This is a genomic window from Mesorhizobium sp. 2RAF21, from assembly GCF_052115345.1.
GTDB lineage: Bacteria > Pseudomonadota > Alphaproteobacteria > Rhizobiales > Rhizobiaceae > Mesorhizobium > Mesorhizobium terrae.
The window spans coordinates 89,389-115,417 of record NZ_JBFRGM010000015.1 but is presented as its reverse complement, the minus strand read 5'-3'; the positions used below and the strand labels follow the sequence as shown (position 1 = coordinate 115,417).

The 26,029-nt window shown below is 64.8% G+C and carries 15 protein-coding genes; 3 read left to right on the top strand and 12 right to left on the bottom strand.

Going from position 1 to position 26,029, the window contains the following annotated elements:
- Positions 1-7: 7 nt before the first annotated feature.
- From AB4136_RS23770 to hutI, 10 genes are all read right to left on the bottom strand, one after another.
- Positions 8-1,054, bottom strand: coding sequence for a YeiH family protein (locus AB4136_RS23770; protein ID WP_024922251.1), 1,047 nt, complete (start codon positions 1,052-1,054; stop codon positions 8-10).
- A gap of 137 nt (positions 1,055-1,191) precedes the next feature.
- Positions 1,192-1,878: a D-lyxose/D-mannose family sugar isomerase gene (locus AB4136_RS23765; RefSeq protein WP_024922250.1), complete on the bottom strand. Its 687-nt coding sequence runs from the start codon at positions 1,876-1,878 to the stop codon at positions 1,192-1,194.
- Positions 1,879-2,069: 191 nt separating this feature from the next.
- Entirely contained in the window at positions 2,070-2,825 is a 756-nt protein-coding gene (locus tag AB4136_RS23760; RefSeq protein WP_024922249.1) for a heme ABC transporter permease, read from the bottom strand.
- 128 nt (positions 2,826-2,953) lie between these two features.
- On the bottom strand, positions 2,954-4,729 hold the full coding sequence (locus AB4136_RS23755; RefSeq protein WP_024922248.1) for a glucan ABC transporter ATP-binding protein/ permease: 1,776 nt from the start codon (positions 4,727-4,729) through the stop codon (positions 2,954-2,956).
- A gap of 276 nt (positions 4,730-5,005) precedes the next feature.
- Positions 5,006-13,561 (bottom strand): GH36-type glycosyl hydrolase domain-containing protein, encoded by an 8,556-nt coding sequence (locus tag AB4136_RS23750; RefSeq protein ID WP_024922247.1) that lies wholly within the window; start codon positions 13,559-13,561, stop codon positions 5,006-5,008.
- Between the two features lie 280 nt (positions 13,562-13,841).
- Entirely contained in the window at positions 13,842-14,417 is a 576-nt protein-coding gene (locus tag AB4136_RS23745; RefSeq protein ID WP_024922246.1) for a HutD/Ves family protein, read from the bottom strand.
- Positions 14,418-14,422: 5 nt separating this feature from the next.
- Complete coding sequence (gene hutU / locus AB4136_RS23740) at positions 14,423-16,099, bottom strand: urocanate hydratase (protein ID WP_024922245.1); 1,677 nt, start codon at positions 16,097-16,099, stop codon at positions 14,423-14,425.
- A 19-nt stretch (positions 16,100-16,118) separates the two neighbouring features.
- Positions 16,119-16,937: an N-formylglutamate deformylase gene (gene hutG / locus AB4136_RS23735; protein ID WP_024922244.1), complete on the bottom strand. Its 819-nt coding sequence runs from the start codon at positions 16,935-16,937 to the stop codon at positions 16,119-16,121.
- On the bottom strand, positions 16,934-18,478 hold the full coding sequence (gene hutH / locus AB4136_RS23730; protein WP_137900730.1) for a histidine ammonia-lyase: 1,545 nt from the start codon (positions 18,476-18,478) through the stop codon (positions 16,934-16,936). Before hutH ends, hutG begins: the two co-directional genes overlap by 4 nt.
- On the bottom strand, positions 18,475-19,707 hold the full coding sequence (hutI, locus tag AB4136_RS23725) for an imidazolonepropionase (RefSeq protein WP_137900731.1): 1,233 nt from the start codon (positions 19,705-19,707) through the stop codon (positions 18,475-18,477). The genes hutH and hutI overlap by 4 nt, the downstream gene beginning before the upstream one ends.
- 100 nt (positions 19,708-19,807) lie before the next feature.
- Between hutI and AB4136_RS23720 the strand changes: the two genes are divergently transcribed.
- Positions 19,808-21,163 carry a formimidoylglutamate deiminase gene (locus tag AB4136_RS23720; protein WP_137900732.1) on the top strand — a complete coding sequence of 452 codons (1,356 nt, stop codon included), beginning with the start codon at positions 19,808-19,810 and terminating at the stop codon, positions 21,161-21,163.
- Between the two features lie 36 nt (positions 21,164-21,199).
- Positions 21,200-21,928 carry a histidine utilization repressor gene (gene hutC / locus AB4136_RS23715; protein WP_137900733.1) on the top strand — a complete coding sequence of 243 codons (729 nt, stop codon included), beginning with the start codon at positions 21,200-21,202 and terminating at the stop codon, positions 21,926-21,928.
- 12 nt (positions 21,929-21,940) lie between these two features.
- On the opposite strand, the gene AB4136_RS23710 is transcribed toward hutC, so the two are convergent.
- Complete coding sequence (locus tag AB4136_RS23710) at positions 21,941-22,369, bottom strand: GNAT family N-acetyltransferase (RefSeq protein ID WP_441931585.1); 429 nt, start codon at positions 22,367-22,369, stop codon at positions 21,941-21,943.
- A gap of 100 nt (positions 22,370-22,469) precedes the next feature.
- Positions 22,470-24,005 carry a DEAD/DEAH box helicase gene (locus tag AB4136_RS23705; RefSeq protein ID WP_137900734.1) on the bottom strand — a complete coding sequence of 512 codons (1,536 nt, stop codon included), beginning with the start codon at positions 24,003-24,005 and terminating at the stop codon, positions 22,470-22,472.
- 487 nt (positions 24,006-24,492) lie between these two features.
- Here AB4136_RS23705 and AB4136_RS23700 point away from each other — a divergent pair, with 487 nt between their 5' ends.
- A complete protein-coding gene (locus AB4136_RS23700) occupies positions 24,493-26,025 on the top strand; it encodes an acyl-CoA carboxylase subunit beta (protein WP_024922237.1) in 1,533 nt (510 codons plus the stop codon).
- Positions 26,026-26,029: the final 4 nt, after the last annotated feature.

Sequence of the window (26,029 nt, the reverse complement as noted above, 5' to 3'; positions counted from 1 at the left end):
AGGTTCCTCAACCTGCGAACTTGACCAAAAGCAGGCTGAAGCAAGCGATAAAGACAAACGCCGAAAGCGCAAGCAGCAAGGGGCGCAGGCCGCGCGAGCGGATCTTGCCGATATGCGTCTGCAAGCCCATGGCGGCAAGGCCGACCGAGAGCATGAAGGTGGTGGCGAAGACGATCAGCGACTTCACTTCGGCCGGCACTTCGACGGCACTGTTCAGCACCACGACGGCGACGAAGGCGACCACGAACCACGGCATTGGCGGCTTCGCCGTCTTTTCGCCGGTCCTGCTCCGCGCCGCCAGCAGGCCGAGCGTGATGACCACAGGGGCCAGCATCGCCACCCGCGCCAGCTTGGCGATGGTGCTGATCTCGCCGGCTTGCGGACCGACCTGGAAGCCGGCGCCGATGACCTGCGCGATTTCATGAATGGAAGCGCCCGCCCACAGGCCGAAACCATGCGGGTCGAGGCCGGCCGGCCCTGCCAGCAACGGGTAGCCCAGCATGGCGACCGTGCCGAACAGGGTGACGCAGGCAACCGCATAGGCGACGTCCTCGTCGCTGGCGCTGGTCACCGCATTGGTGGCAACGATGGCCGAGGCGCCGCAGATCGAGGTGCCGGCGGCGATCAGTTCGGCGAGCTTGCGGTCGACGCCCAGCATGCGACCAAGGCCAAGCGTGAAGCAGAAGGTGGCGACCAGCGACAAGGCGACGATGCCGACGCCGGTGACGCCGATCGCGGTGAGTTGCGTCAGCGTCAACTGGAAGCCGAGCAGCACGATTGCCTGCCGAAGCAAGGTGCGTTGGCAAAACGCAATGCCGGGGCGCGTATTGGCCGGCAGGCCGACCAGGTTGGAGAAAACGATGCCGACGATGACCGCCAGGATCATCGGGCTGAAAATGCCGAGCCCCGGCAACTGCCGGATCGAGAATGCGGAGGCGGCCACGATGACAGCCAGCACGATGCCGGCCCAGACCGTTGCCTTGTCGGCGCGCGCCGGCTCCCTGGCCGCTGCGGGCGAAACGAGGGGGCGGTCGAGGGACGAGGCGACAGACACGGCTATTCTCCAATTCCAATCGGAATTGGAATGCCATTCTATCTATCGCCGATCCAACGCATTGTTCGTGTCGAATCGTTCGATCCAGCCGAACGATTCCACCGACACCAAGGCAACAGCCTGAAAGCCGGAGAGGCTCAGCCCAGCCAGCGCTCGTAATCCGCCACCAGCAAGTGCAGCGGCGCCACATCTTCCTCGATGTCGGAGAAGCGGCCGATCGGCTCGCGGAAGATGTTGTCGGTGAGGTCGTCGTTGACGGTGGAGACCTCGCCGATCAGCACGTCCTTGCCCTCGGCCCAGAAGGCGTGCCACACGCCGGGCAGAAGCGTGACGCTCTCGCCCGGATCGAGCTTGAGCAGGCCGCCGGCCGGCAGCTTGCGGATGGTGCCGTCAACCGGTACCGAGACCTCGGCCTTGGGGTCGATGCCGCCCTCGGCGTCGGGCATGAACAGTTCCAGCACCAGCTTGCCGCCGCCGCGGTTGATGATGTCTTCCGCCTTGATGACGTGGCGGTGCATGGGCGAGAGCTGGTCCTTGCGCGAGATCATGATCTTCTCGGCATAAAGCATGCCGGCGCCCTTCTTCATGTCCTCGAAGCGGCCGTTGCGCACGGTGAACAGGAAGAGGCCAAGCTCGTCGAATTTGCCCTGGCCGTAATCGGTGATGTCCCAGCCGAGGCGGGACTCGAAAATGCCGGCCGAGCTGCCGCGCCGCGCCTTCATCTCCTCCGGCGTCCAGTAAGCGAACGGAGGCATGATGTAGCCGAAGGAGCGGATGAAGGCGTCGGCCTCGCGGATGATGGCGTTGACGTTCGAGCGTTTCATGAAAGCGGTCCCGTAAGAGCGGCGGTGGCGTTAGAGCGCCGCGCGTCCAATTGGACGCGCAAAGGACGCTCTGACACTTTTTATCTGCTGCATCGTGCCTGTCGAAAATCGATTCCGATTTTCTGGCCGATGCAGCAGCATTTCGCATAGCGCAACGCCCCGCCGCTGTCGATGCGCGGGCAGCGATCCGATCAGCTATCGGCGCGCCGTGCCGCCATGCGGCGCATGGCGATGACGCGGCGGCGGCGGATTTCGGTGCGCATCGCCATCATGTGCAGCGCGAAGAACAGGACGGTGAAGCCCACCGCCATCACCAGCAAGGGCCACAACAGGCTGGGATCAATGGTCGGACCGTCAAGCCGGAACACGGATGCCGGCTGGTGCAGCGTGTTCCACCAGTCGACCGAAAACTTGATGATCGGGATGTTGATGAAGCCGACCAGCGTGATGACGGCCGCCGCCCAGGCGGCGCGGGTGACATCGTCCAGCGCGCGGGTCAGCGCGATGATGCCGAGATACATCAAGAACAGCACGAACACGGAGGTGAGCCGGGCGTCCCACACCCACCAGGTGCCCCACATCGGCTTGCCCCAGATGGAGCCGGTGATGAGCGCGAGCGCCGTGAACACCGCGCCGATGGGTGCCGCCGCCTTCAGCGCGACATCGGCCAAGGGATGTCGCCACACCAGCGTGCCGAGCGCCGAAATGGCCATCACCGAGTAGCACATCATCGAGAGCCAGGCGAAAGGCACGTGGATATACATGATGCGCACGGTGATGCCCTGCTGGAAATCCTCCGGCGCGGTGAAGCTCATATAGAGGCCGACGGCCAGCACGACGGCCGCAATGCCGACCAGCCACGGCACCAGCCTGTCTGCCAGCGTCATGAAACGCGTCGGGTTGGCCAGGTCCGCCCAGCTCGAAGAACGTGCACTCGTTTCGCTCATGCGATGTTCTTTAGAGCTTTTCGGATCGGGATTGAAGCCGTTCTGAAAAGACAACACCGCGCACCTTGAAGGTACGCGGTGTCATGATTTTCGCGAAACTGGCGACCAGAGGCCAGCCGGTTCGATGATTAAGCGGCTTCGCCGGTCACCGACACGACGCTGAGGCGGCGAACCTCGTCGTCGTTGAGCAGGCCGCCGGCACGCAGCAGCGAGGCAAAACGGCCATTGCGCAGCGACAATTCCTGGAAACCGCCCATCTCGACGACCTGGCCCTTGTCCATGAAGACGACCAGATCGGCGTCGCGGACGGTGGTCAGGCGGTGAGCGATGACGAAGGTGGTGCGGTCGCGCCGCAGATCGTCGATGGCTTCCTTGACACGGCCTTCCGTCTCGACGTCGAGCGCGCTGGTCGCCTCGTCGAGAACCAGGATCGGCGCGTCCTTCAGCACGGCGCGGGCGATGGCGATACGCTGACGCTCGCCGCCCGAAAGCTGGCCGCCGCGCTCGCCGACAAGCGTGTCGTAGCCGTTGCTCTTCGACAGGATGAAGTCCTGCGCGACCGCGGCGTTGGCGGCTGCGTGCACTTCCTCATTGGTGGCGTCGGCGCGGCCGACGCGGATGTTGTCCTCGATCGAGCGGTTGAGCAGGCCGGCATCCTGGAAGACGGTGGCGATCGAATGGCGCAGCGACTTGCGGGTCACGCTGCGCGTGTCGATACCGTCGATGAGGATGCGGCCCTGGTCCGGCGTGTAGACGCGCTGCAGGAGGTTGATGAGCGTCGTCTTGCCGGCGCCCGTCGGGCCGACGATGGCGACCGTCTGGCCGGCGGCGACTTCGAAGGAGACATCCTCGACGCCCTGGGTGGAGTTGGCGAAGGAGAAGCCGACATTCTCGAAGCGGATATGGCCGGTGACCTTGCCAAGATCGCGCAGGCCTTCCGGCTCGGCCGTCTCGGCGGCCGCTTCCTCGAGCTTGTAGAAATCCTCGAGCTTGGCGCGTGCTTCCGAAATCTGCGTCACGAAGGCCGAAACCTGGTCGAGGCGCGAGATCAGCAAGGTGGCGAAACCGGTGAAGGCAACGACATCGGCGATGCGCAGTTGATTGTGCATGACCAGATAGGAACCGATCAGGAGCACCACCATCATCGAGATGGTCGAGGACAGGCGGTTCATGGCGCTGGCCAGCGCCCACCAGTCGAGAACCGGGTTCTGGGCATTGAGCAGGTCGCGCACATAACGCTTCAGCGTTTCGGTTTCCTGGCCGATACGGTTGTAGCTCTGCAGCACGGCAACGTTGCTGACGGTGTCGGTCACGTGGCCGAACACTGTGTGATAGTGGCGCTCCACATTGGCCTGGCCCGCCTTGGTCTTGCGCATGACCAGCCGGCCGACGGCGAAGTAGAACACGCCGAGCACGAGCAAGACTGCGGACATGCGCATGTCGAGGCGCATCGCGGTCGGCACCAAGAACATCAGTGCGACGACGGTCGACAGATGCTGGCGCATGAATTCGAGCCAGAGGCTGAACAGCGACTCCACCGCGCGCAGCAGCGTCTGCAGCGAGTTCGAGGTGCCGCGCTGCTGGTGCCAGGCAAGCGGCATGGTGATGACGCGCTCGAAGGATTCGCACAGCACTTCCGAACGCCGCTTGTGAGCGAAACGGTCGGCGCCGCGGGCGACGAGCACGAATGCAATGATGTTGAAGGCGCCGAGACCTGCCCACATGACAAGTTCGCTGATCGGGTTGGTGCGCTCGGCGATGGCGCCGATGACCTTACCCAGCAGCAGCGGCTCGTAAACCGCGACCATCGCAAGCATGACGTTTGCCAGGCAGATCAGGGTGAGACGCTTCTTGTCGGCAGTAAGATAGCCGAGCGCTCTCCAGTAGATTTGCAGCAGTGACAACTCGATTACTCCGCGAAACGATCCATTGCGCGCCGCATTATTGCGGTGAACACGTATCTCCAGATGAGCGGCAAAACAATGCCCACCAGTGCCTTCTGTTCCGTTCCGTCGAACAAAACATGACAACGGGCAGAAATCTGCCGTGATCGCGTAACGGTTTGAGATAAAAGGTGAAATCCCAATGCTGCGGCAAAATTGCGGCAGAAGCCCGCCGCTGCCACATTTTTGTGCATTTCAAGGCAGCCGCCGGTGACTTCCGGCGGCCGCCCTCCGGCATCAGGCCGGTATCTTGACGACGACCTCGGTAATCTTGCCGTCCTTGAGGTCGAAGGCGTTGCCCTTGACCTTGGCGCCATCCACTTCCAGCGAGATCGTCTTGGCGCCCTTGGCGCGCACGACGCGGACCGCGTGCTCGGTGCCGTCGATCTTGAGCCTGGCCGAATAACCCGGCCAGTCGGACGGCAGTTTCGGGTTGATCTCGACGCGCTTGCCGCGCCGCTCGATGCCCAGAATGCCTTCCACAGCGGCACGGTAGAGCCATCCGGCGGAACCGGTGTACCAGGTCCAGCCGCCGCGCCCGCCCTTGCCTTCGCCGGCATAGATGTCGGCCGCGACGACATAGGGCTCGACCCGGTAGTGTTCGGCCGCGTCCGCGTCGAGGGCGTGGTTGACGGGGTTCAGCATCGAGAAGCAGCGATAGGCCTCGTCAGTGCGCCCCATCTCGGCCAAGGCGATGACGAACCACGTCGAGGCGTGGGTATATTGGCCGCCATTCTCGCGCACGCCCGGCGGATAGCTCTTGATGTAGCCGGGATCCTTCGTGGTCTTGGAGAAGGGCGGCGTGAACAGCTTCACGATCTTGAGCTCTTCGTCGACCAGATGCTTGATCGCCTGATCCATCGCCGTATGGGACCGCGCCGGATCGCCCTCGCCCGACAACACACTCCACGACTGCGCGATCGAGTCGATCTTGCACTCGTCGGAACCGCGCGAACCGAGCGGCGAGCCGTCATCGAAGCTGCCGCGCCGATACCACTCGCCGTCCCAGGCCTTGTTCTCCAGCGCTCGCTTGAGGTTGGCGGCATGCGCCTCCCAGGCCTTGGCGTGCTTGGCATCGCCCTGTGCCTTGGCGACCGCAGAGAAGTCGGTCAGCGTCTTCAGCAGGAACCAGCCCAGCCAGACGCTCTCGCCCTTGCCGCCAACGCCGACACGGTTCATGCCGTCGTTCCAGTCGCCGCCCAGCATCAACGGCAACCCGTCGGCACCGGTGCGCTGGATCGCTAGGTCCAACGCCCGCGCGCAGTGCTCGTAGAGCGGCACGATCGTCTTGGAGACTTGCGGCTCGAAGAAGGAGTCGTGCTCGCCCTCGGCCAGCGGCTTACCCTCGATGAACGGCAGCGCTTCCTTCAGGATCGACTTGTCGCCGGTCACGGTGATGTAGCGCGACACCGCATGCGCGAGCCAGACGACGTCGTCCGAGATCGTGGTGCGCACGCCGGCGCCGGTGCGCGGCAGCCACCAATGCTGCACGTCGCCTTCCGGGAACTGGCGTCCGGCGGCGTTCAGGATTTGCTCACGTGCCAGCGACGGGTCATGCGCCAACAGGGCCAGCGTGTCCTGCAGCTGGTCGCGGAAGCCGAAGGCGCCGCTCGCCTGATAGAAGGCGGTGCGGGCACGAATGCGGCAGGCCAGCGCCTGATAGGGCAGCCAGTGATTGACCATGGCATCCAGTGCCTTGTCGGGCGTTTCTACCTGGATCGTGTCGAGGAAGCCGCGCCAGGCGACCTCGTTGTCGGCAAGCCGCTTGTCAAAGTCCTTGGCGCGATGCGTCTTGACCAATGCGCTCGCCTCGCCGGCGGAACCGGCGTCGCCCATCAACCACAGCAGCGTGACGTCGCCGCCCGCCGGAATGTCGACGTCGCGCGCCAATGCCGCGCATGGATCGTCGCCGGCCTCGATGCGGCCGGAGAGCGCAGCACCCGCGGTGACGGACTGCGGCGACGCGCTGGTGCCGTGCCGGCCGAGGAACTCCTGTCGGTCAGCGGTGAAGGATTGCGGTTCGCGATCGCTGGCCAGGAAGGCGACGCGATCACCGAAGTCGAGCCCATAGGGGTTCTGGGCCAGGAGCGCGCCGGTTGCCTCGTCGCGCTGCGACAGGATGGTCGCGGCCGTCTTCGAGCGATGGCTGCCGAGCACCCATTCGGCGTAAGCGTAGATGCGCAGCCTTGCCGGCTCTGTGCCGGAGTTCTGGATACGCAGCCGCGTGACGCGCACGGGGTCCGTCGGATCGACGACATGGGTCAAATCCATCGACAATGCGCCACGCTTGGTGCGGAAAGTGGAAAAACCCTGCCCGTGCCAGGTCTCGTAGACCATGGCCGGGTCGCGCAGCAGCGCCGCCGTCGGCGAATAGGATTCGCCGCTGTCGAGATCGTGGATGTAGATGCCCTCGCCCGGCCGGTTGGCGACCGGATCGTTCGACCACGGCGTCAACTGATAGTCGCGGCTGTTGCGGCTCCAGGTGAAGGCAGCGCCTTCAGCCGATGTGTGGAAGCCGAACGCCTCGTTGGCGATGACGTTGATCCATGGCTGCGGCGTCGAGCGACGACCGGTCAGGCGCACCACATAGTGACGGCCGTCGCCGTCGAAGCCGCCATAGCCGTTCCAGTAGTTGAGATCGGTGCCGTCGGCGGCGATGTCCCTGCCATCCTTTTCCGGCTTGCGGGGCGCGGGTGTCTCGGCGATTTGTGCCGCCCGACCCGGATTGAGCACGTCGCGTGCCTGGATCGCCGCCGCCTCGGCCCGTTCGATCTGGTCGAAGATCATGCCGTTGCGGGTGTGCAGCACCACGCGCGCCACCGCCAGCAGCGTCTTGTAGGTGGTCTCGTCCATCAAATCGCGACGCACCGCGAAGATGTGCTGGCGCGGGCCGAACTCGTTGCCGCGCAGGCGGCTGTTCTCGCACAGAGCATCGATCGCCTGCTGCAGGTCCTGGACATAGGAAGACGCCTGCTCGTTGACGATGACGAGGTCGGCCGTCATGCCGCGTGCACGCATATACTCCTGGAAACGCAGCGCCTCGGCGACGATCTCCAGATCGGCGACGTCGCCGATGCGTACCGCGAAGATCGGGAAGTCGCCCGAAATGCTGGTTGGCCACAGGCTGGACTGCTTGCCGAGACCGGACGCGACCGCGTCCGACGGCAGGCGCAGGAACGGATCGGGATAGATCAGGTAGCGCGCCAGCTTCTGCACATTGGCCGCGTCGGTCAGGCTGAGGCCGAGATGGCGCGTCTGCACCTGCGAACGGGTCCAGGCCAGCATCGCCTGGCGGGCGAAGCTCTCGGCATGGTCGAGCCGTGCGATCGCCTCGTCCAGTTCGGTGCGGTTGGCACCGACCACCGTCCAGAAAGTGAGCGATATCTTCTTGTTGGCCGGCACGCGCACGCGCCGCCTGAGTGCGGCGACCGGATCCAGTGTAAAGCCGGCATGACCGCCGAGCTTTGCGTCGGGATCGAAGGCGGCGGCATCGGCGATGGTGCGGCCACGGCCGATGAAGGCGCGGCGGTCGGTCTCGGCTTCGCCGTCGCGGGCAAGACCGGACGGATCGGTGACGAAGTGGGCCGCGGCGATGTCCGGCTCGCCGGCGTCGCGCTTGCGGCGCGCGGCGAAGATCGCATTTCTGTTAGGCGCGATCTCAGTCTCCACGAACATCTTGGAAAACGCCGGATGGGCATTGTCGGAGGCGTCCGTGCCGAGCACCAGCTCGGCGAAGGAGGTCACCTCGATATGACGATCGGTGGCGCCGTCATTATAGAGCGTGACCCGCCTGCCCTCGCCATTGCCTTCGGAAATGACGATGCATTCCACTTCCGAGCGCAGCGAATGCACGGTCTTGATGAAGGACGCCTTGTCGTCCGAGAACTGTGCCTGGGCAACCTCGCCCGGCACGCGCTTCGGCTCGACGGTGGCCGACCACCAGTCGCCGGTGTCGGCATCGCGCAGGAAGATGTAGGAGCCCATCCGGTCCTCGGTCGGGTCCGGCTGCCAGCGGGTGACGGAAAAGTCGCCCCAGCGCGAATAGCCCGAGCCGGTCGCCGTCACCATCACCGAATAGCGGCCGTTCGACATCAGATTGGTGGCACGCAGCGCCCAGGCGGGGTCGAGCACGACCCGCGTGTCGGGGTTCTGGAATTCGGTCTCGTCGGCGACGGCCTGTTCCTCGACGTCGGTTCGCACCGTGTCGGCCGGGATTTCGCGCGGCGCCTTCTCCTGCAGCAACAGTTCAGCGGATTCGATGACCGGATCGCTGTGGAAGCGGTCGCGCAGCCGGCCCTCGAAGACGGCGTCGGCGATGGCGGCGATCGACATGCCGGAATGGTGCGCGAAATAGTTCTGCACCACGGCATGGTCGGTGCCTTCCGGCACGCGCTGCGGCGTGAAGTCGACGGCGTCGTAATAGCCGTAGCGGCCAAGCGCGCCGATGCTTTCGAGACGCTTCAGATTGGCGACGGCCTCGCGCGGCATGAACTGCGCGGCCATGATCGTCGCATAGGGCGCGATCACCGTGTTCTGGCCAAGACCGCGCTTCAGGCCTAGGCCGGGCACGCCGAAATTGGTGTACTGGTAGTTCATCTCGCGGTCGCGGGCATTGTAGGCCGCTTCCGAAATGCCCCACGGCACGTTCTTGGAACGGCCGTACTGCATCTGCCGCTTGATGATCAGCTTGCTTGTCTGGTTCAGGATAGAGCCCTGCGGTTCCTTCATGACCAGCGGCGGCATCAGATATTCGAACATCGAGCCGGACCACGACATCAGCGCGCCGCGGAAACCGATCTCGACCACCGGGCGGCCGAGGCGGAACCAATGCTCGGTCGGCAGGTCGCCCTTGGCGATGGCGAACAGGCTGGTCAGGCGGCATTCGGAGGCAAGCAGGTCGTAGCAGGCCTCGTCGAGCTGACGCTCCTCGACCCGGTAGCCGATCGACAAGAGTTTGCGGTCCTGCCGCAGCAGGAAACCGAACTCCATCTCGAAGGCGTAGCGACGGGTGCGCTCGTGCAATTCGAGCAGCTTGACGCGCAACGCCTGCGCCGCCTTCTCGTCGGCCTGCGCGTCCTGCACATGCGCCTCGCATGTCGCTTCGAGCCGCGCCGCCCAGTCGACGATGATGTCGCTGGCGGTCGAATTGGCTTCGGCATGGATGGCGGCGGCGAGCTTGCGGATTTCTCCGGCAAGCACGGTCAGGTTGACGGTGCGCGCGGAAGCCATTTCGGGCTGCGCCTTGATGGTGCGCACGGCGCGGCGCATGCCGTCCAACCGGTCGGCCAGGCGCTGACGCAGCGGCCGCAGCTGGCGACGGTCGTCCGGCAGATCGTCCAGGCTTTCATTGAGGATGGCCACGGTGTCGAGCACCCCCTCGACATCGCCATGCAGATGCACGGACGGCGCTTCCGCCCATTCGGCGCAGGTCGCCGCCACCGTCACCAGATGGCCGGCGAGATTGCCGCTGTCGACCGCTGAAATATAGGTCGGACGCAGCGGGTTGAGCGTCGTCGTCTCGTACCAGTTGTAGAGATGGCCGCGGCTGCGCTCCATGCGCTCGATGGTCTGCATGGTCGCGTCGATGCGCGCGATCGCTTCCGACAGGCTGATCCAGCCGAAATCGCGGGCCGAGACGACCGAAAGCAAATAAACGCCGATATTGGTCGGCGAGGTGCGCGACGCCACGATCGGCTTCGGGTTTTCCTGGAAATTGTCCGGCGGCAGATGGTTCTGTTCGGCCGTGACGAAGTTCTCGAAATAGTGCCAGGTGCGGCGCGCCGCGACGCGCAGCGCATGCACGTCCTGCGGCAACAGGTGCAGCCGGTCCTCGGTTTCGGCCGAACGGCTGACCAGCCAGGCAAAGGCCGGCGAGCCGATCCAGAACAGGGCGAAGGCGAAGGCGACGAAGGCGCCGGTAGAATCGTCGAACACCGGGATGACGAGGCCGATGGCGCCGATGATCACCGCGCCATACATCATGCTGTAATAGGAGCCGATGTCGTTTCCGCTGCCCTTGTGCGCCTGCGAGGCGGTGCGCCATTCGAGCAGATTCTTGCGGCTGACGAACAGGCGGTAAAGCGTGCGGATGATAGCGTCGCCCATCATCCAGGCCTGGTGTGCCATCAAGACGATCTTCAGCGCCACCATGGCGGTGCCGAAGGCGATGTCGTGCGCCAAGGCCGAGAAATGCCCGCGCGGCGTGGCATCGCTGCTCTTCGGGATGATGGCGTTGACGATGTCGAAGGTGGGCGCCATGAACAAAGTCAGGATCAGCAGCGCCTGCCACTGCGCGGCTTGCGTGAACGGCAAAAGCGTCCAGCCGGCGATCGCCGCCATCACCCAGAAGATCGGGGTGAGCGAACGGCGCAGATTGTCGATCATCTTCCAACGCGACAATGCGGGCACGCCAGAACGCGGATCGAAGATGAAGCTCAACAGCTGCCAGTCGCCGCGCGCCCAGCGATGGGTACGCGAGGCGTCCACCCAGTAGCGGGTCGGATAATCCTCGACCAGCTCGACATCGGTGACCAGCGCCGAACGCGCCAGCGCGCCTTCGAGCAGGTCGTGGCTGAGCACGGTGTTGTCTTCGATGCGCCCCTTCAGCGCGGCCTCGAAGGCATCGATATGATAGAGGCCCTTACCGGTGAAGGAGCCGTCACCGAACACGTCCTGATAGAGATCGGACACGGCGAAGACATAGGGATCGAGGCCACGATTGGCCGAGAACACGCGCTGGAAGAACGACGCCTCGTCGCCGGTGGTCAGCGACGGCGTGATGCGCGGCTGCATGATGCCGTAGCCGGCGGTGACGCGGCGCTTTACCGGGTCGAAATGCGGCTTGTTCATCGGATGGCACATCTTGCCGATGAGCTTGGCGATCGCGTCGCGCGTGGTGCGCGTGTCCGCGTCCAGCGTCATCACATGCACGATGTTCTCCGGCAGCGGCGTCTCCAGCGGCAGGAAGGTGGTGTCGCTGTCGCCGCGCAGAAGCAGGTTCAATTCGTGCAGTTTGCCGCGCTTGCGTTCCCAGCCCATCCATGCGCCCTGCGCCGGATTGTAGAGCCGGCGCCGATGCAGGAGATAAAAGCGCGGCGCGCCCTCGGTCGGATAGCGCTGGTTGAGCATCGCGATCTGGCTATGGGCGAAATCGAGGATCTCGGTGTCGTTGGCACTGATTTCCGCCTTGCTGTCGGGCCAGTCCGAAAGCAGGGCGAAATGCAATTCGCCCGACATGTTGGCGAGGTGATGCACCTCGATGTTGCGGACATTCTCCTCGACATCGTCGCGGGAGCCGATCAGCGACGGCACCACGACCAGGGTGCGCGCCTCGACCGGAATGCCGTCCTTGTATTCATAGCCGACAAGGCGTGTCGGCTTGAGGAACAAAAGCACCACGGTGTTGAAGAAGGCGAGCGCGCCTTCGCTGGCCGGTACGGCGAACAGCAGCAACATCAGCGTGATGCCCGCGATCGGCAGACCAAGAGCGGCCAGCGCGTTGCCCGTCAACCACAACAAGAGGACGGTGAGCAGGAAAACCGGCAGCACGATGCCGAGCCAGCCGGTCTTGCGGAAACCGCGCAGGAAGCTGCGGCCGAGGCTCGGCGAATAGCCGATCGCCTTTTCAAGTTCGGGACGGCGCGAACCGACAAGGAAAAAGCCGATGTCAGTGCCGTTGGCCGCATCCGTAGCCTGGTCGACAGCCTGCCCGGCCGCCGCCGCCATATCCGTCGCCTTTTCGGCAACGACGTATTCCGACTGCTTCGAACGCTTGGCCAGTTCCTCGATCTCGGTGCGGTATTGGTCGCGCGAGGCGAAATCGAGTTCCGAGAAATTGGTCCGCTCGCGCAACAACGCGTCGATGCGGCTGACCCCTTCGAACCAGACCGTCCAGTCGACGTCGTTGATCAAGCGCAGGCCGCGGATGATGTTACCGGTGGTGACGTTGCCGCTCGACAGCGTCTGGTGCTCGGCGATGGTGATTTCCTCGGCGTCGGTGCCGGACTTCTCCAGCTCCGCCTCGAGCCATTCGAGCGCCCTGCCGGCATTCTGCGAACCGTCGCGCAGCCGGTAGAGCAGCTGGGTGGCGAAAGTGGTGTCGCCCGCATGCGCCTGGTACTTGCCCAGGATCGACTGGCGGTCGGCGCTGTCGCCGGCGGCAAGCACCTTGTCGGCGACGTCATTGGCGATGAGCCGCATGTCGCGCGAGCGGTTGACGCGCACGGCAAGGCGGCGAAGGTTTTCGATCAAGACGAAGCGCAGCAGCGACGGCAGCGCCCAGATCTCGCCGATCTTCATCGGCTCGATCGACTGGAAGCCCTCGACGATCGCCTTGAACATCTGCGAGGAGATCGAACTGTCGGAATGCGCGACATAGGCCCAGGCAACCGCAAGCGCGCGCGGAATGGCGGTGCCATCGGCGAGCTTCAGCGTCGGCAGCTGGCGATAGAAGCGGCGCGGCAGGTCACGCTTGATCTGATAGATCGTTTCCTCGACCAGATAATTGTTGTCGAGCAGCCACTGGGCGGCCGGCGTCACCGTCTCGCCCCGCGCCTGCGCGGCATTGGTCAGGCGGTAGACTTCGAGGATCTTCTTGGCGCTGTCGCGGTTGCGCTTCTGGAAATCGAACGGCTCGAGCCCGGCGAGATCGGAGACATCGCCCCGTGCCAGGCTTTCGCCCAGCGCCCGCAACCTGTCCTCGGACAAGTACTGCGACCGGATCGGCTCCTCCGCAGCGGCTGGGAAACGCGCGGCGGCGGTCCTGATTTCGGCGGGGCTATTCTGAATGTTCATCAAGCAATCCGTGCGGCGGGAACCGGTCGCGGCGCGACCCTATCGTCCCCGATGTTCGATATCGATTTACAGGTGATTGATTGCGTAGCAAAGCGGGTCGAACGAGCTTGTCCTCTCATCTCGTCGAAGATTAGTGGCCGTTGCTCCCCCGACAACCTCTATGCACGCGCCTGCGCTACCAACGGGCCGATCGAATGGCAAGGATTCAGGCATTTTCGTGATAGCGCAACCGCCCGGCGCGATATTTCGGGCCGGGCGCGATAACGCTTGGAATCAGCCTTTAATCGTTTTGGATGGCGATCACAAAAAGGATCGCGTGCGGCTGGGGCACGAGCCGCAGCGTTTCGCTGGCTCCGTCGAGCCACAGCGTGTCGTGGGCATCGAGCGCGACGGGCGACGATTCGCCGATCGCGATGCTGCCTTGATGGCAGAACAGAAGCGTGGTGGCGGCTTCAGAGACGAAGTCGAACGGCTTGGCAAGCACCAGCCGGCGAACGCCGTGGCGCGCGCGGCCACGGCGGGTCATGACATTGAGGTCGGTAATCGGTCCCGCCGGCAGCGACGCATCGGTCGCCGCGTCGGCGGGAAAGAAAAGCGGATCGGATGCGCGCGTGAGCTCGACCGGCGCGCGGCCGGCGATCGTCAGCCGCATCCCCTCGCCTTCCAGGATCGACAGCGTGCGGTCGATGCCGGCAAAGACCGAGAACGGCCCGCCCGCCTCGACGCGCGCCATCGAGATGCGCCAGTCGAAATCGTCCAGTCCGGCGCCGGCCGGCGAGACGGCGATTTCCGTCGTCACGCCGCCGCCGTTCTTCCACGGCATGGAACGATAATCGGCCGCACGCAGGATGCGCATCGCGTTTAGCCCAGGATGCCCGGCAGGTTGAGCTGGTGTTCCCTGGCGCATTCGATGGCGATGTCGTAGCCGGCATCGGCATGGCGCATGACACCAGTGGCCGGATCGTTCCACAACACACGCTCGAGCCGGCGTGCCGCATCTTCCGTGCCGTCGGCGACGACGACCATGCCGGAATGCTGCGAGAAGCCCATGCCGACGCCGCCGCCGTGATGCAGCGACACCCAGGTGGCACCTGACGCGGTGTTGAGCAGAGCATTCAGCAGCGGCCAGTCGGACACGGCATCCGAACCGTCCTTCATCGCTTCCGTCTCGCGGTTGGGCGACGCGACCGAGCCGGAATCGAGATGATCGCGGCCGATGACGACCGGGGCCTTCAATTCACCCTTGGCGACCATTTCGTTGAAGGCGAGGCCGAGGCGGTGACGGTCGCCGAGGCCGACCCAGCAGATGCGCGCCGGCAGGCCCTGGAACTTGATACGCTTCTGCGCCATGTCGAGCCAGTTGTGCAGGTGATGATTGCCGGGGGTCAGTTCCTTCACCTTGGCGTCGGTCTTGTAGATATCCTCCGGATCGCCCGAGAGTGCTGCCCAGCGGAACGGGCCGATGCCGCGGCAGAAGAGCGGACGGATATAGGCCGGCACGAAACCGGGGAAATCGAAGGCGTCCTTGACACCTTCCTCCAGTGCCATCTGGCGGATGTTGTTGCCGTAATCGACGGTGGGCACGCCCATCTTATGGAAGTCGAGCATCGCCTTGACATGGGTGGCCATGGATTTCTTGGCGGCGACGACGACAGCGTTGGGATCGCGCTCGCGCTTTTCTTCCCATTGCCCGACGGTCCATCCCTGCGGCAGATAGCCATTGACCGGATCGTGGGCCGAGGTCTGGTCGGTGACCGCGTCGGGGCGCACGCCACGCTTCACCAGTTCGGGGAAGATGTCGGCGGCGTTGCCGAGCAGCGCCACGGAAATCGCCTTCTTTTCCTTGCAGGCCTTGTCGATGATGGCCAGCGCATCGTCGAGGTCCTTGGCCTGGACGTCGACATAACCGGTCTTCAGACGCATCTCGATGCGCGAGGGCTGGCACTCGACGGCAAGGCAGGAGGCGCCGGCCATGGTGGCGGCCAGCGGCTGCGCGCCGCCCATGCCGCCGAGGCCGGCGGTGAGGATCCAGCGGCCGGACAGGTCGCCATTGTAGTGCTGGCGGCCGAGCTCGACGAAGGTCTCGTAGGTGCCCTGCACGATGCCCTGCGAGCCGATATAGATCCAGGAACCGGCCGTCATCTGGCCGTACATCATCAGGCCCTTCTTATCGAGCGCGTTGAAATGCTCCCAGGTCGCCCAGTGCGGCACGAGGTTGGAATTGGCCAGCAAAACCCGCGGTGCATCCTTGTGCGTCTTGAACACGCCGACCGGCTTGCCGGACTGAACGAGCAGCGTCTCGTCAGCCTCGAGCTTGCGCAGCGCGCCGGCGATGCGGTCGAAACTGTCCCAGTCGCGGGCGGCGCGGCCGATGCCGCCATAGACCACCAGCTCGCCGGGCTTTTCGGCGACGATCGGGTCGAGATTGTTCATCAGCATGCGCAGCGGCGCTTCGGTGAGCCAGCTCTTGGCGGTCAGCTCGGTGCCGGTGGCGGCGCGGATGGTGCGGGAATTGTCGATACGGGTGTGTTGGGTCATGCGAATGCTCCCTCGAAGATCAGGCCTTCGCCCAGTTGAGTGCGGTCGTCAGGATTTCAGTCAGCGTCGCGCGCATCGGCGCGGCGAATTCGGGATCGTAGCGGCTCGGCCAGTTGGCCGGACCGACCTTGCCTTCCGGCTCCAGCATGTAGCCACGGCAGGAAAGCTCCATCTGCAAGGCATGGACGCCGTCTTGCGGCCGGCCATGATCGCGGGTGATCCAGCCGCCCTTGAAGCGGCCGTTGACGACCCAGGGCCGCCCCGTCGCGACCATGATGTCGGCGACCTTTTTCTCAAGCGCCGGATCGGCGCTCTTGCCGGAATTGGTGCCAAGGTTGAACAGCGGCAGCTTGCCTTCGAACAGCCTCGGGATGACGGAACGGATCGAGTGGCAATCGTAGAGCACGATCTTGCCGTGCAGGCCGCGCAGCCGCGCGATCTCGGCCTCGAGCGCGGCATGGTATGGTTCGAAATAGATCTTGCGGCGCCCGGCCACGTCGTCGGTGTTCGGCTCAAGCCCTGATTTATAGAGCGGTTCACCGTCGAAGGTCGTTGTCGGGCACAGTTCCGTCGTCGCCTGCCCCGGATAAAGCGAGACGCCGGACGGATCGCGGTTCACGTCGATGACGGAACGCGAGATCGTGGTGCGCACCACGGTGGCGCCGAGGCCGACGGCGAAATCGTAAAGCTGCTCGATCCACCAGTCGGCGTCGCGGCGGGCGAGCCAGGCAGAGACGAAACGATCGTCCAGCCCGGCAAGGTCGGTACCGGTGTGCGGGATCGAGACCAGCAGCGGCGCCTCGCCGCGCTGGACGGTGAGCCAGGCGGGTTGCGTCATGCAGCGCCCCCGCTGATCGCCGGCAGCTTGATCGCCTTGGCGGCCTCGACCAGCGCGCCACCGCGCACCAGCGCGATCGCCTTTTCCATGTCGGGATGGAAATGACGGTCGTCGTCGAGATAAGGCACCTGCGTCCGCACCGCCTTGCGCACGGCCTCCAGCGCGGCACTGGAAGCCAGCGGCTGGTGGAAATCGCAGCCCTGGGCCGCGGCAAGCAATTCGATGCCGATCACCGCGGTGGCGTTCTCGATCATGCCGATCAGGCGGCGCGCGCCATGCGCGGCCATCGAGACGTGGTCTTCCTGGTTGGCCGAGGTCGGGATGGAATCGACCGAGGCCGGATAGGCCTTCTGTTTGTTTTCGGAAACGAGTGCGGCCGCCGTCACCTGCGGGATCATGAAACCGGAGTTGAGGCCGGGTTTTGGCGTCAGGAAGGCCGGCATGCCGGACAGCGCCGGATCGACCAGCATGGCGATGCGCCGCTCCGACAGCGAGCCGATCTCGCAGACGGCGAGCGCGATCATGTCGGCGGCGAACGCCACCGGCTCGGCATGGAAATTGCCGCCGGACAGCGCGGTGTCGTCCTCGGCGAAGATCAGCGGGTTGTCGGTGACGCCGTTGGCCTCGGTTTGCAGCGTGTCGGCGGCCTTGCGCAGAACGTCGAGTGCGGCGCCCATGACCTGCGGCTGGCAGCGCAGGCAATACGGGTCCTGCACGCGCTCGTCGCCGACGCGGTGGGATTCGCGGATGGCGCTGCCGGCCATCAGGTTGCGCAGCGCTTCCGCGGTCTCGATCTGGCCGCGATGCTTGCGCAGCAGATGAATGCGCGGATCGAACGGCGCGTCGGAACCTTTCGCGGCATCCGTCGACAGCGCGCCGGCTATCAGCGCCGATTGATAAAGCACTTCTGCCTCGAACAGGCCGGCCAGCGCATAGGCGGTGGAGAACTGCGTGCCATTGAGCAGCGCCAGCCCTTCCTTGGCGCCCAGCGTCACCGGTTCCAGGCCGTGCGAGGCAAAGGCGACCCTGGCCGGGAAGCGGCCATGCGGGGTAAAGCATTCGCCAACGCCGATCATCACCGCCGTCATGTGCGAGAGCGGTGCGAGATCACCCGAAGCGCCGACCGAGCCTTGCGCCGGCACCACCGGAATGACGTCGTTGGCCAGCATCTTCTGCAAGAGATCGATCGTCGCTGGCTTCACGCCGGAAGCACCCTGGGCCAGCGAGGCAAGCTTCAGCGCCATCATCAATCGCGCCACCGCGACCGGCATCGGCTCGCCTACACCGGCGGCATGGCTGAGCACGATGTTGCGCTGGAGCGTTTCGAGATCGGCGGCGGGAATGCGCACGCTGGCGAGTTTGCCGAAGCCGGTGTTGATGCCATAGACCGGCTCGCCCTTGGCGACGATGCGTTCGACCGCCCTGGCACTGGCCTCGATGACCGGCTTGCAGGATGGATCGAGCACCGGCACGGCACCGCGATAGATGGCGCGCCAGTCGGCCAGCGTGGCGTTACCGGGTTTCAGCACGAGTTCGGTCATTGTCCCCTCCAGATACGGGCATGGAGCGGATTGAAGCCCATGCGATAAACAAGTTCAGCCGGCCGTTCGATATCCCAGATGGCGAGGTCGGCCCATTTGCCGGCTTCCAGCGTGCCGGTCTCGCCCTGCAATCCGAGCGCGCGGGCGGCTTCGCGGGTGATACCGGCGATGCATTCGTCCACCGTCATGCCGAACAGCGTCGCCGCCATGTTCATGGTGAGCAGCAGCGAGGTGAGCGGCGAGGTGCCGGGATTGTTGTCGGTGGCCACCGCCATCTTCACGCCGTGCTGGCGAAACAACGCGATCGGCGGCTTCTTCGTCTCGCGGATGAAATAATAGGCGCCGGGCAGGATACCGGCGACCGTTCCCGCCTTGGCCATCGCCGCCGCTCCGGCATCGTCGGTATATTCGAGATGATCGGCCGAAAGCGCGCCGTAGCGCGCCGCGAGCGCCGCGCCATTCAGATTGGACAGCTGGTCGGCATGCAGTTTCACCGGCAGGCCGGCAGCCTTCGCCGCGTCGAAGACGCGGGCAATCTGCTCCGGCGAAAAGGCGATGCCCTCGCAGAAACCGTCGACGGCATCGGCGAGCTTTTGGGCGGCGATTGCCGGCAGCATCGTCTTGGCCACCAGGTCGATGTAAGCGTCCTTGTCGCCATTGGCTTCGACCGGCAGCGCATGCGCGCCGAGGAAGGTTGTGCGCACCGCCACCGGGCGCTCCACGCCGAGGCGGCGCGCCGCCCTCAACGACTTCATTTCATTGGCAAAGTCGAGCCCGTAGCCGGATTTCACCTCTACGGTAGTGACGCCTTCGGCCATCAACGCATCGAGGCGCGGCAGGGTCTGCGCGACCAGTTCATCCTCGCTCGCTGCACGCAGCGCCTTCACCGAAGAAACGATGCCGCCGCCGGCGCGGGCGACTTCCTCATAGGTGGCACCAGCCAGCCGCATCTCGAATTCGTTGGCACGGTTGCCGGCATGGATGAGATGGGTGTGGCAGTCGATGAGGCCGGGCGTGATCCAGCGGCCTTCGCAATCGACGATTTCAGCCCCGGCTGCGGCTGCCGGCATGTCCGCTTCGGGACCGGCATAGACAATGCGGCCATCGCGCGCCACGACGGCGCCGCGTTCGATTTCACCAAGACCCGCGGCAGTTTCGGCCAGCGTCGCAAGGCGCGCATTGCACCACACGCGGCTTGCCCCTGCCCGGCCCTTCTCCTCCTCAGCCATAGCTTTTTTCCGCTTCACTCCACCGAAATTATGTATATACATATTGAAACGCGGCGCAAGTGTTATTCTGGCGCCGTTTACGTACAGGGAGGATGACGGCGTGACGGCAATCTTTGCGGAACAGGCGCTTTTGGCCGACGGCTGGCGCAAGAATGTGCGCATCGCGGTTTCCAACGGCACGCTGGCCTCGGTGCAGCCCGGCACGACCGCGCAGCCCGGCGATGAGCGGCACGCCATCGTCGTCCCCGGCATGCCGAACCTGCACAGCCATGCCTTCCAGCGCGGCATGGCCGGCCTTGCCGAAACGCGCGGCCCCGGCGCCGATTCCTTCTGGAGCTGGCGCGAGGTGATGTATCGCTTCGCGCTGTCGATGACGCCCGACGACGTCGAGGCGGTCGCGTCGCAGCTTTATGTCGAGATGCTCGAGGCCGGCTTTTGCCGGGTCGGCGAGTTCCACTATCTGCATCACGACTGCGACGGCAGCGCCTATGCCAACATCGCGGAAATGGCGGAGCGCATCGCCGCCGCAGCCAATTCGACCGGGCTGGGGCTGACCCTTTTGCCAGTATTCTACGCCCATTCCGGCTTCGGCGGCAGCGCGCCGAATGAAGGGCAGCGGCGTTTCATCAACGATCTCAACGCATTTTCGAAACTTCTCGATAAATCGCGGAAGACTGTAGGCGCCCTCGATGGCGGCGTTGTCGGCGTCGCACCGCACAGCCTGCGCGCCGCGACGCCGGCGGAATTGACGGATGTGGCCAAGCTGCTGCCCAAGGCGCCGATCCACATCCACATCGCCGAACAGGTGAAGGAAGTGGACGACTGCATTGCCTGGTCGGGCAAACGGCCGGTCGAATGGCTGCTCGAAAACCAGCAGGTCGACGGCCGCTGGTGCCTGATCCATGCCACCCACATGACCGATGCCGAGACGATCGCCATGGCGAAATCCGGCGCCATCGCCGGGCTGTGCCCGATTACCGAGGCTAATCTCGGGGATGGCACCTTTTCCGCGCCTCTGTTCTCAAGCCATGGCGGCCGCTACGGCGTCGGTTCCGATTCCAACGTGCTGATCGGGGTTGGCGACGAACTGCGCCAGCTCGAATATTCGCAGCGGATTTTCCACCGCGCCCGCAATGTGTTGGCGGCGCCCGGCCAATCCAACGGCCGCAACTTGTTCTGCTCCGCCCTGGTCGGCGGAAACCAGGCGCTCGGTGTTGCGAAAACCGGTCTCGAGGCGGGCGCGCCCGCCGATTTCGTCTCGCTGGATGCGAACCATCCTTCGCTTGCCGGCAAATCGGGCGACGCCATCCTCGACGCCTGGATCTTCGCAAACGGCACGCGTATCGCCTGCGCCTGGGTGCATGGCAAAAAACTGGTCGAGAACGGCCGTCATTTTGCGCGGGAGGCCATTGCCGAACGCTTCCGGAACGTGATGATCAAGCTGTCGGCCGGTTGACGGCCGCCGGATTGCAAAGATGGGGGATGCAGACTGATGACAATGACAGCGGAACCATCGTCGCTGCATCAGCGCATCCTGTCGGACATCAGCGAGAAGATCCTGTCGGGAACCTGGGCCCCCGGCCACCGCATTCCCTTCGAGCATGAACTGACCGCCGAGTATAATTGCTCGCGCATGACGGTGAACAAGGCGCTGTCGCAACTCGCCAAGGCCGGGCTGATCGAGCGCCGTCGCCGCTCCGGCAGCTTCGTGCGCCAGCCGCATTCGCAGGCGGCGATTCTCGAAATCCACGACATCCGCACCGAGGTCGAGGTGACCGGCCTGCCCTACCGCTACGAGCGCGTGTCGCGCCACAAGCGCCGTTCCAATACCGAAGATCGCGAACTGCTCGGCCTCGAAACCGCCGGGCCGGTGCTGGCGCTCGAATGCCTGCACTTCGCCGGCAAACGGCCATTCTGCCAGGAACGGCGCCTGATCAACCTGACCGCCGTACCGGAAGCCGACGAGGAACAGTTCCTCGACATCAGCCCGAGCCCCTGGCTGGTCGGGCGCGTGCCGTGGAATGCCGCCGAGCATCGCATCCGTGCGATGGCGGCCGACCAGGCGATTGCAACGGCGCTCGACATTGCGGTGGGCGCGCCATGCCTGGTGGTGGAGCGGCGTACCTGGAACGCCGAACACCCGGTCACGCAGGTGCGTTTCGTCTATGCCGCCGAAAGCCACGAACTGGTGGCCCGCTTCGCGCCTTCGCAGGGAACCTAGAGCGTTTCCCGCCTAGACCGAGCCGTTCGCCCCAGATTGCCGCTGCCACAGATAGAGAATGTCCGGCTCGCGCTCTTCATTGCTGCTGCCGTCGGTTTCCTCGATGGCCGCAAAACCGTGCTTTTCGTAGAAAACGCGCGCGGCCCGGTTCTTCTGGAACGTCCATAGCCGCAGCCTCGGTGAGGCTGCCTTGGCGATATCGAGCAATGCCGTACCCATGCCGCGTGCCTGATGGGCCGGCAGCACGTAAAGCTGGTCCACCCAGCCGTCCCGGAACGCGATGAAGCCGACGATGTCGCCGTCTAGCGCACCCCAGATCTCGCATGTCCGGTGGACGTGGTTTCGAAAGAAGGCCCTGTCCTCGTCGGGCCTGTGCAGCCCGGCAAGCCAGGGCAGCCGCTCGTCAAAGGCTTGCCGCAGGACGATGGCGGCACGGTCCATGTCCTCCAGGAGCAGACGGCGTAATGTGAAGGACATCGACGTCAAAACACGCGGCAAAAAAAACGGGGCCAATCCGAACCGGATGGCCCCGCTCTGTTCGTTAGGCAGCTCGCGCGGCCGGCTTGCGGCCGAAGCGGCGCTTGCTGCGGAACGGCTTGTTGCCGTCCGGCTTGCGCTCGCCATGCGGCTTGTCGGCGAACGGACGGTCGCCCTTGGGCTTGCCGTGGAAATGCCGTTCACCGGCCGGCTTGCCGCTGAAGGGACGGTCACCGCCCTGGCTGCGCTCGCCCTGGGCACCACGCTCGCCATCCGGCTTGCCGGAGAACGGACGTCCGCCCGGCTTGCCGCCGAAGCGCTTCTTGCCGAAGCCATCATTGCGCGGCCGGCCGTCGCGACGATGCTCGCGGCCTTCGCGCGCGCCGTCATTGGCCGGCTCGAAACCGCGTTCGCCCTGCGGGCGCGGCTCGCGCGCCGGATCGGGCTGGCCGAGATGGTCTGCCAGTACCGGCAGCTTCATGCGGATGATGCGCTCGACCTGGCGCAGCTTGCTGTTCTCCGACGGATCGACCAGCGTGATCGCAATGCCGTCGCGGCCGTTGCGGCCGGTGCGGCCGATGCGGTGGACATAGCTTTCCGCTTCATCCGGCAGGTCGAAGTTCACGACATGGCTGATGCCGGGCACGTCGATGCCGCGGGCGGCGATGTCGGTAGCGACCAGAATGCGCACCGAACCGTTGCGGAACCCGTTCAGCGCGTTCTGGCGGGCGTTCTGGCTCTTGTTGCCGTGGATGACGGCGGCCTCGAAGCCATCGCGCTCCAGATCCTTGGTGACGCGGTCGGCGCCATGCTTGGTGCGGGCGAACACGATCACCGAGCTCATGGCTTCATCGGCCAGCATGTCGGACAGAACCTTACGCTTCTGCTTGGTGCGGGCGAGCACGACGCTCTGCACGATCTCGGCTGCGGTGGTGCCCTGCGGCGCCACTTCGACACGCACCGGCTCGCGCAGCAGGCTTTGCGTCAGCTGTTCGATCTCGGACGGCATCGTGGCCGAGAACAGCGCGGTCTGCCTGGCCGGATGGGTGGCCTTGGCGATGCGCTTGACGTCGTTGATGAAGCCCATGTCGAGCATGCGGTCGGCCTCGTCGAGCACCAGCCAGGTGGTCTCGGAGAGAATGACGTCCTTCTCGCGCACCAGGTCCATGAGGCGGCCGGGCGTGGCAATCAGGAAATCGACGCCGGGGCCGATCTTGCGGACCTGGCTGAAGCGGGAAACACCGCCCAGAACCAGTGCGGTGGAGATATGCGCGCCCTTGGCGAGCACCTTGATGGTTTCCTCGATCTGGACTGCCAGCTCGCGGGTCGGCGCCAGGATCAGCGCGCGCGCCGTCTTCGGCCGGCGCTTGGTGCCGAGCGCGATGATCTTCGACAGGATCGGCAGCGCGAAGGCAGCCGTCTTGCCCGAGCCGGTCTGGGCGATGCCCAGGATATCACGGCCGGCGAGCTGCGCCGGGATAGCCTGCTCCTGGATCGGCTTGGGCTCGGTGAAGCCCGCCGCATTGGTGGCCTTCAGGAGCTGGCCGGAAATTCCGAGTTTGGCGAAGCCGTTCAGCTCCGCAGCGATTTCATTGGTCAAAACAATCTTCTTTCATGCGGACATAGCCGCAAACAGCGATGGCGGCCGGGCGCAACCCGCCGTCAAAAACAGGAATGGGACGACAAGGCGGGCGGGCTTTAAGCCCGCTCGGCTGCGCTGTCGTGCCCGCCAGCCTCTTGCCGCGGGACTTACACCGCCTTGCCCAAAAGCAAGGGGAACAGACGCAACCAGTCTCGATCAAGGAGAAAGCCGGGAAAGCCCCGGCCCGAGCGCCTATGAAGCGGCATATGGAGGAGTTCGCTCAAAAAAGCAAGGGTCTGATGTTGCATTGCAGCATTGCGCATCTGCCTCGCCATCTGGAACGAGGCGGGCCGGCATGGCCGCGGGACTTGTCGTTACCGGCCGCCGATATTTCGCCGTCGAAGCGACGAAATGCCGGTTTGCATCGTGAAACCAAAGCCCTGCTTGCACTCCCCTCGCCGCGCCGATACCAAAAGCGGACAGAGCATTGCAGGGAGGCCGCCCGATGAAGGAAGTGCTGAAGGAACTCGAGCGTCGGCGCGAGATCGCCAGGCTTGGCGGCGGCCAGGCCCGCATCGACGCCCAGCACGCCAAGGGCAAGCTGACCGCGCGCGAGCGCATCGAGATCTTCCTCGACGAAGGTTCGTTCGAGGAGTTCGACATGTATGTCGAGCACCGCTCGACCGATTTCGGCATGGAGAAATCGAAGGTGGCCGGCGACGGCGTCGTCACCGGCTGGGGCACGGTCAACGGCCGCCCGGTCTATCTCTTCGCCAAGGATTTCACCGTGTTCGGCGGCTCGCTGTCGGAAGCCCATGCCGAGAAGGTGATGAAGGTACAGGATATGGCGCTGCGCAACCGCGCGCCGATCATCGGCCTCTACGACGCCGGCGGCGCCCGCATCCAGGAAGGCGTGGCCGCTCTCGGCGGTTATGCCGAAATCTTCCAGCGCAACGTCTTGGCCTCCGGCGTCATCCCGCAGATTTCGCTGATCATGGGCCCCTGCGCCGGCGGCGACGTCTATTCGCCGGCAATGACCGACTTCATCTTCATGGTGCGCGACACCTCCTACATGTTCGTCACCGGACCGGACGTGGTGAAGACGGTGACCAACGAGACGGTGACGGCCGAACAGCTCGGCGGCGCCTCCGTGCACACGACGAAATCGTCGATCGCCGACGGCGCCTATGACAATGACGTCGAGGCGCTGCTGCAGATGCGGCGGCTGGTTGACCTCTTGCCGGCCTCCAACACCGCCGAGATCCCCGAGATCGAATGCTACCAGTCGGTGACCGACCACGACATGTCGCTCGACCGCCTGATTCCCGACAACGCCAACAAGCCCTACGACATCAAGGAACTGATCCTGAAGACGGTGGACGAAGGCGACTTCTTCGAAATCCAGGCCTCCTTCGCCAAGAACATCGTCACCGGCCTCGGCCGCGTCGAGGGCCGCACGGTGGGTTTCATCGCCAACCAGCCGATGGTGCTGGCCGGCGTTCTGGATTCGGACGCAAGCCGCAAGGCGGCGCGTTTCGTGCGCTTCTGCGACTGTTTCAACATCCCCCTCGTCACCTTCGTTGACGTACCGGGTTTCCTGCCGGGCACCGCGCAGGAATATGGCGGACTGATCAAGCATGGCGCCAAGCTTCTGTTCGCCTATGCCGAGGCGACCGTGCCGAAGGTGACCGTGATCACCCGCAAGGCCTTTGGCGGCGCCTATGACGTCATGGCCTCGAAACATCTGCGCGGCGACATGAACTACGCCTGGCCGACGGCGCAGATCGCGGTGATGGGCGCCAAGGGCGCGGTTGAGATCATCTACCGCAAGGATATCGGCGACGCCGACAAGATCGCCGCCCACACCAAGCGCTACGAGGATCGTTTCCTGTCGCCTTTCGTGGCGGCGGAGCGCGGTTATGTCGACGAGGTGATCATGCCGCATTCGACGCGCCGGCGTGTGGCGCGCGCGCTCAGGATGCTGCGCAACAAGGACCTCCAGAACCCCTGGAAGAAGCACGACAACATTCCGCTCTAGGCGG

Coding starts and splice junctions, on each gene's coding strand:
- AB4136_RS23765 (WP_024922250.1), bottom strand. CDS start 1,878: ATGAAACGCTCGAACGTCAACGCCATCATCCGCGAGGCCGACGCCTTC.
- AB4136_RS23760 (WP_024922249.1), bottom strand. CDS start 2,825: ATGAGCGAAACGAGTGCACGTTCTTCGAGCTGGGCGGACCTGGCCAAC.
- AB4136_RS23750 (WP_024922247.1), bottom strand. CDS start 13,561: ATGAACATTCAGAATAGCCCCGCCGAAATCAGGACCGCCGCCGCGCGT.
- AB4136_RS23745 (WP_024922246.1), bottom strand. CDS start 14,417: ATGCGCATCCTGCGTGCGGCCGATTATCGTTCCATGCCGTGGAAGAAC.
- hutU (WP_024922245.1), bottom strand. CDS start 16,099: ATGACCCAACACACCCGTATCGACAATTCCCGCACCATCCGCGCCGCC.
- hutG (WP_024922244.1), bottom strand. CDS start 16,937: ATGACGCAACCCGCCTGGCTCACCGTCCAGCGCGGCGAGGCGCCGCTG.
- hutH (WP_137900730.1), bottom strand. CDS start 18,478: ATGACCGAACTCGTGCTGAAACCCGGTAACGCCACGCTGGCCGACTGG.
- hutI (WP_137900731.1), bottom strand. CDS start 19,707: ATGGCTGAGGAGGAGAAGGGCCGGGCAGGGGCAAGCCGCGTGTGGTGC.
- hutC (WP_137900733.1), top strand. CDS start 21,200: ATGACAATGACAGCGGAACCATCGTCGCTGCATCAGCGCATCCTGTCG.
- AB4136_RS23710 (WP_441931585.1), bottom strand. CDS start 22,369: ATGGACCGTGCCGCCATCGTCCTGCGGCAAGCCTTTGACGAGCGGCTG.
- AB4136_RS23700 (WP_024922237.1), top strand. CDS start 24,493: ATGAAGGAAGTGCTGAAGGAACTCGAGCGTCGGCGCGAGATCGCCAGG.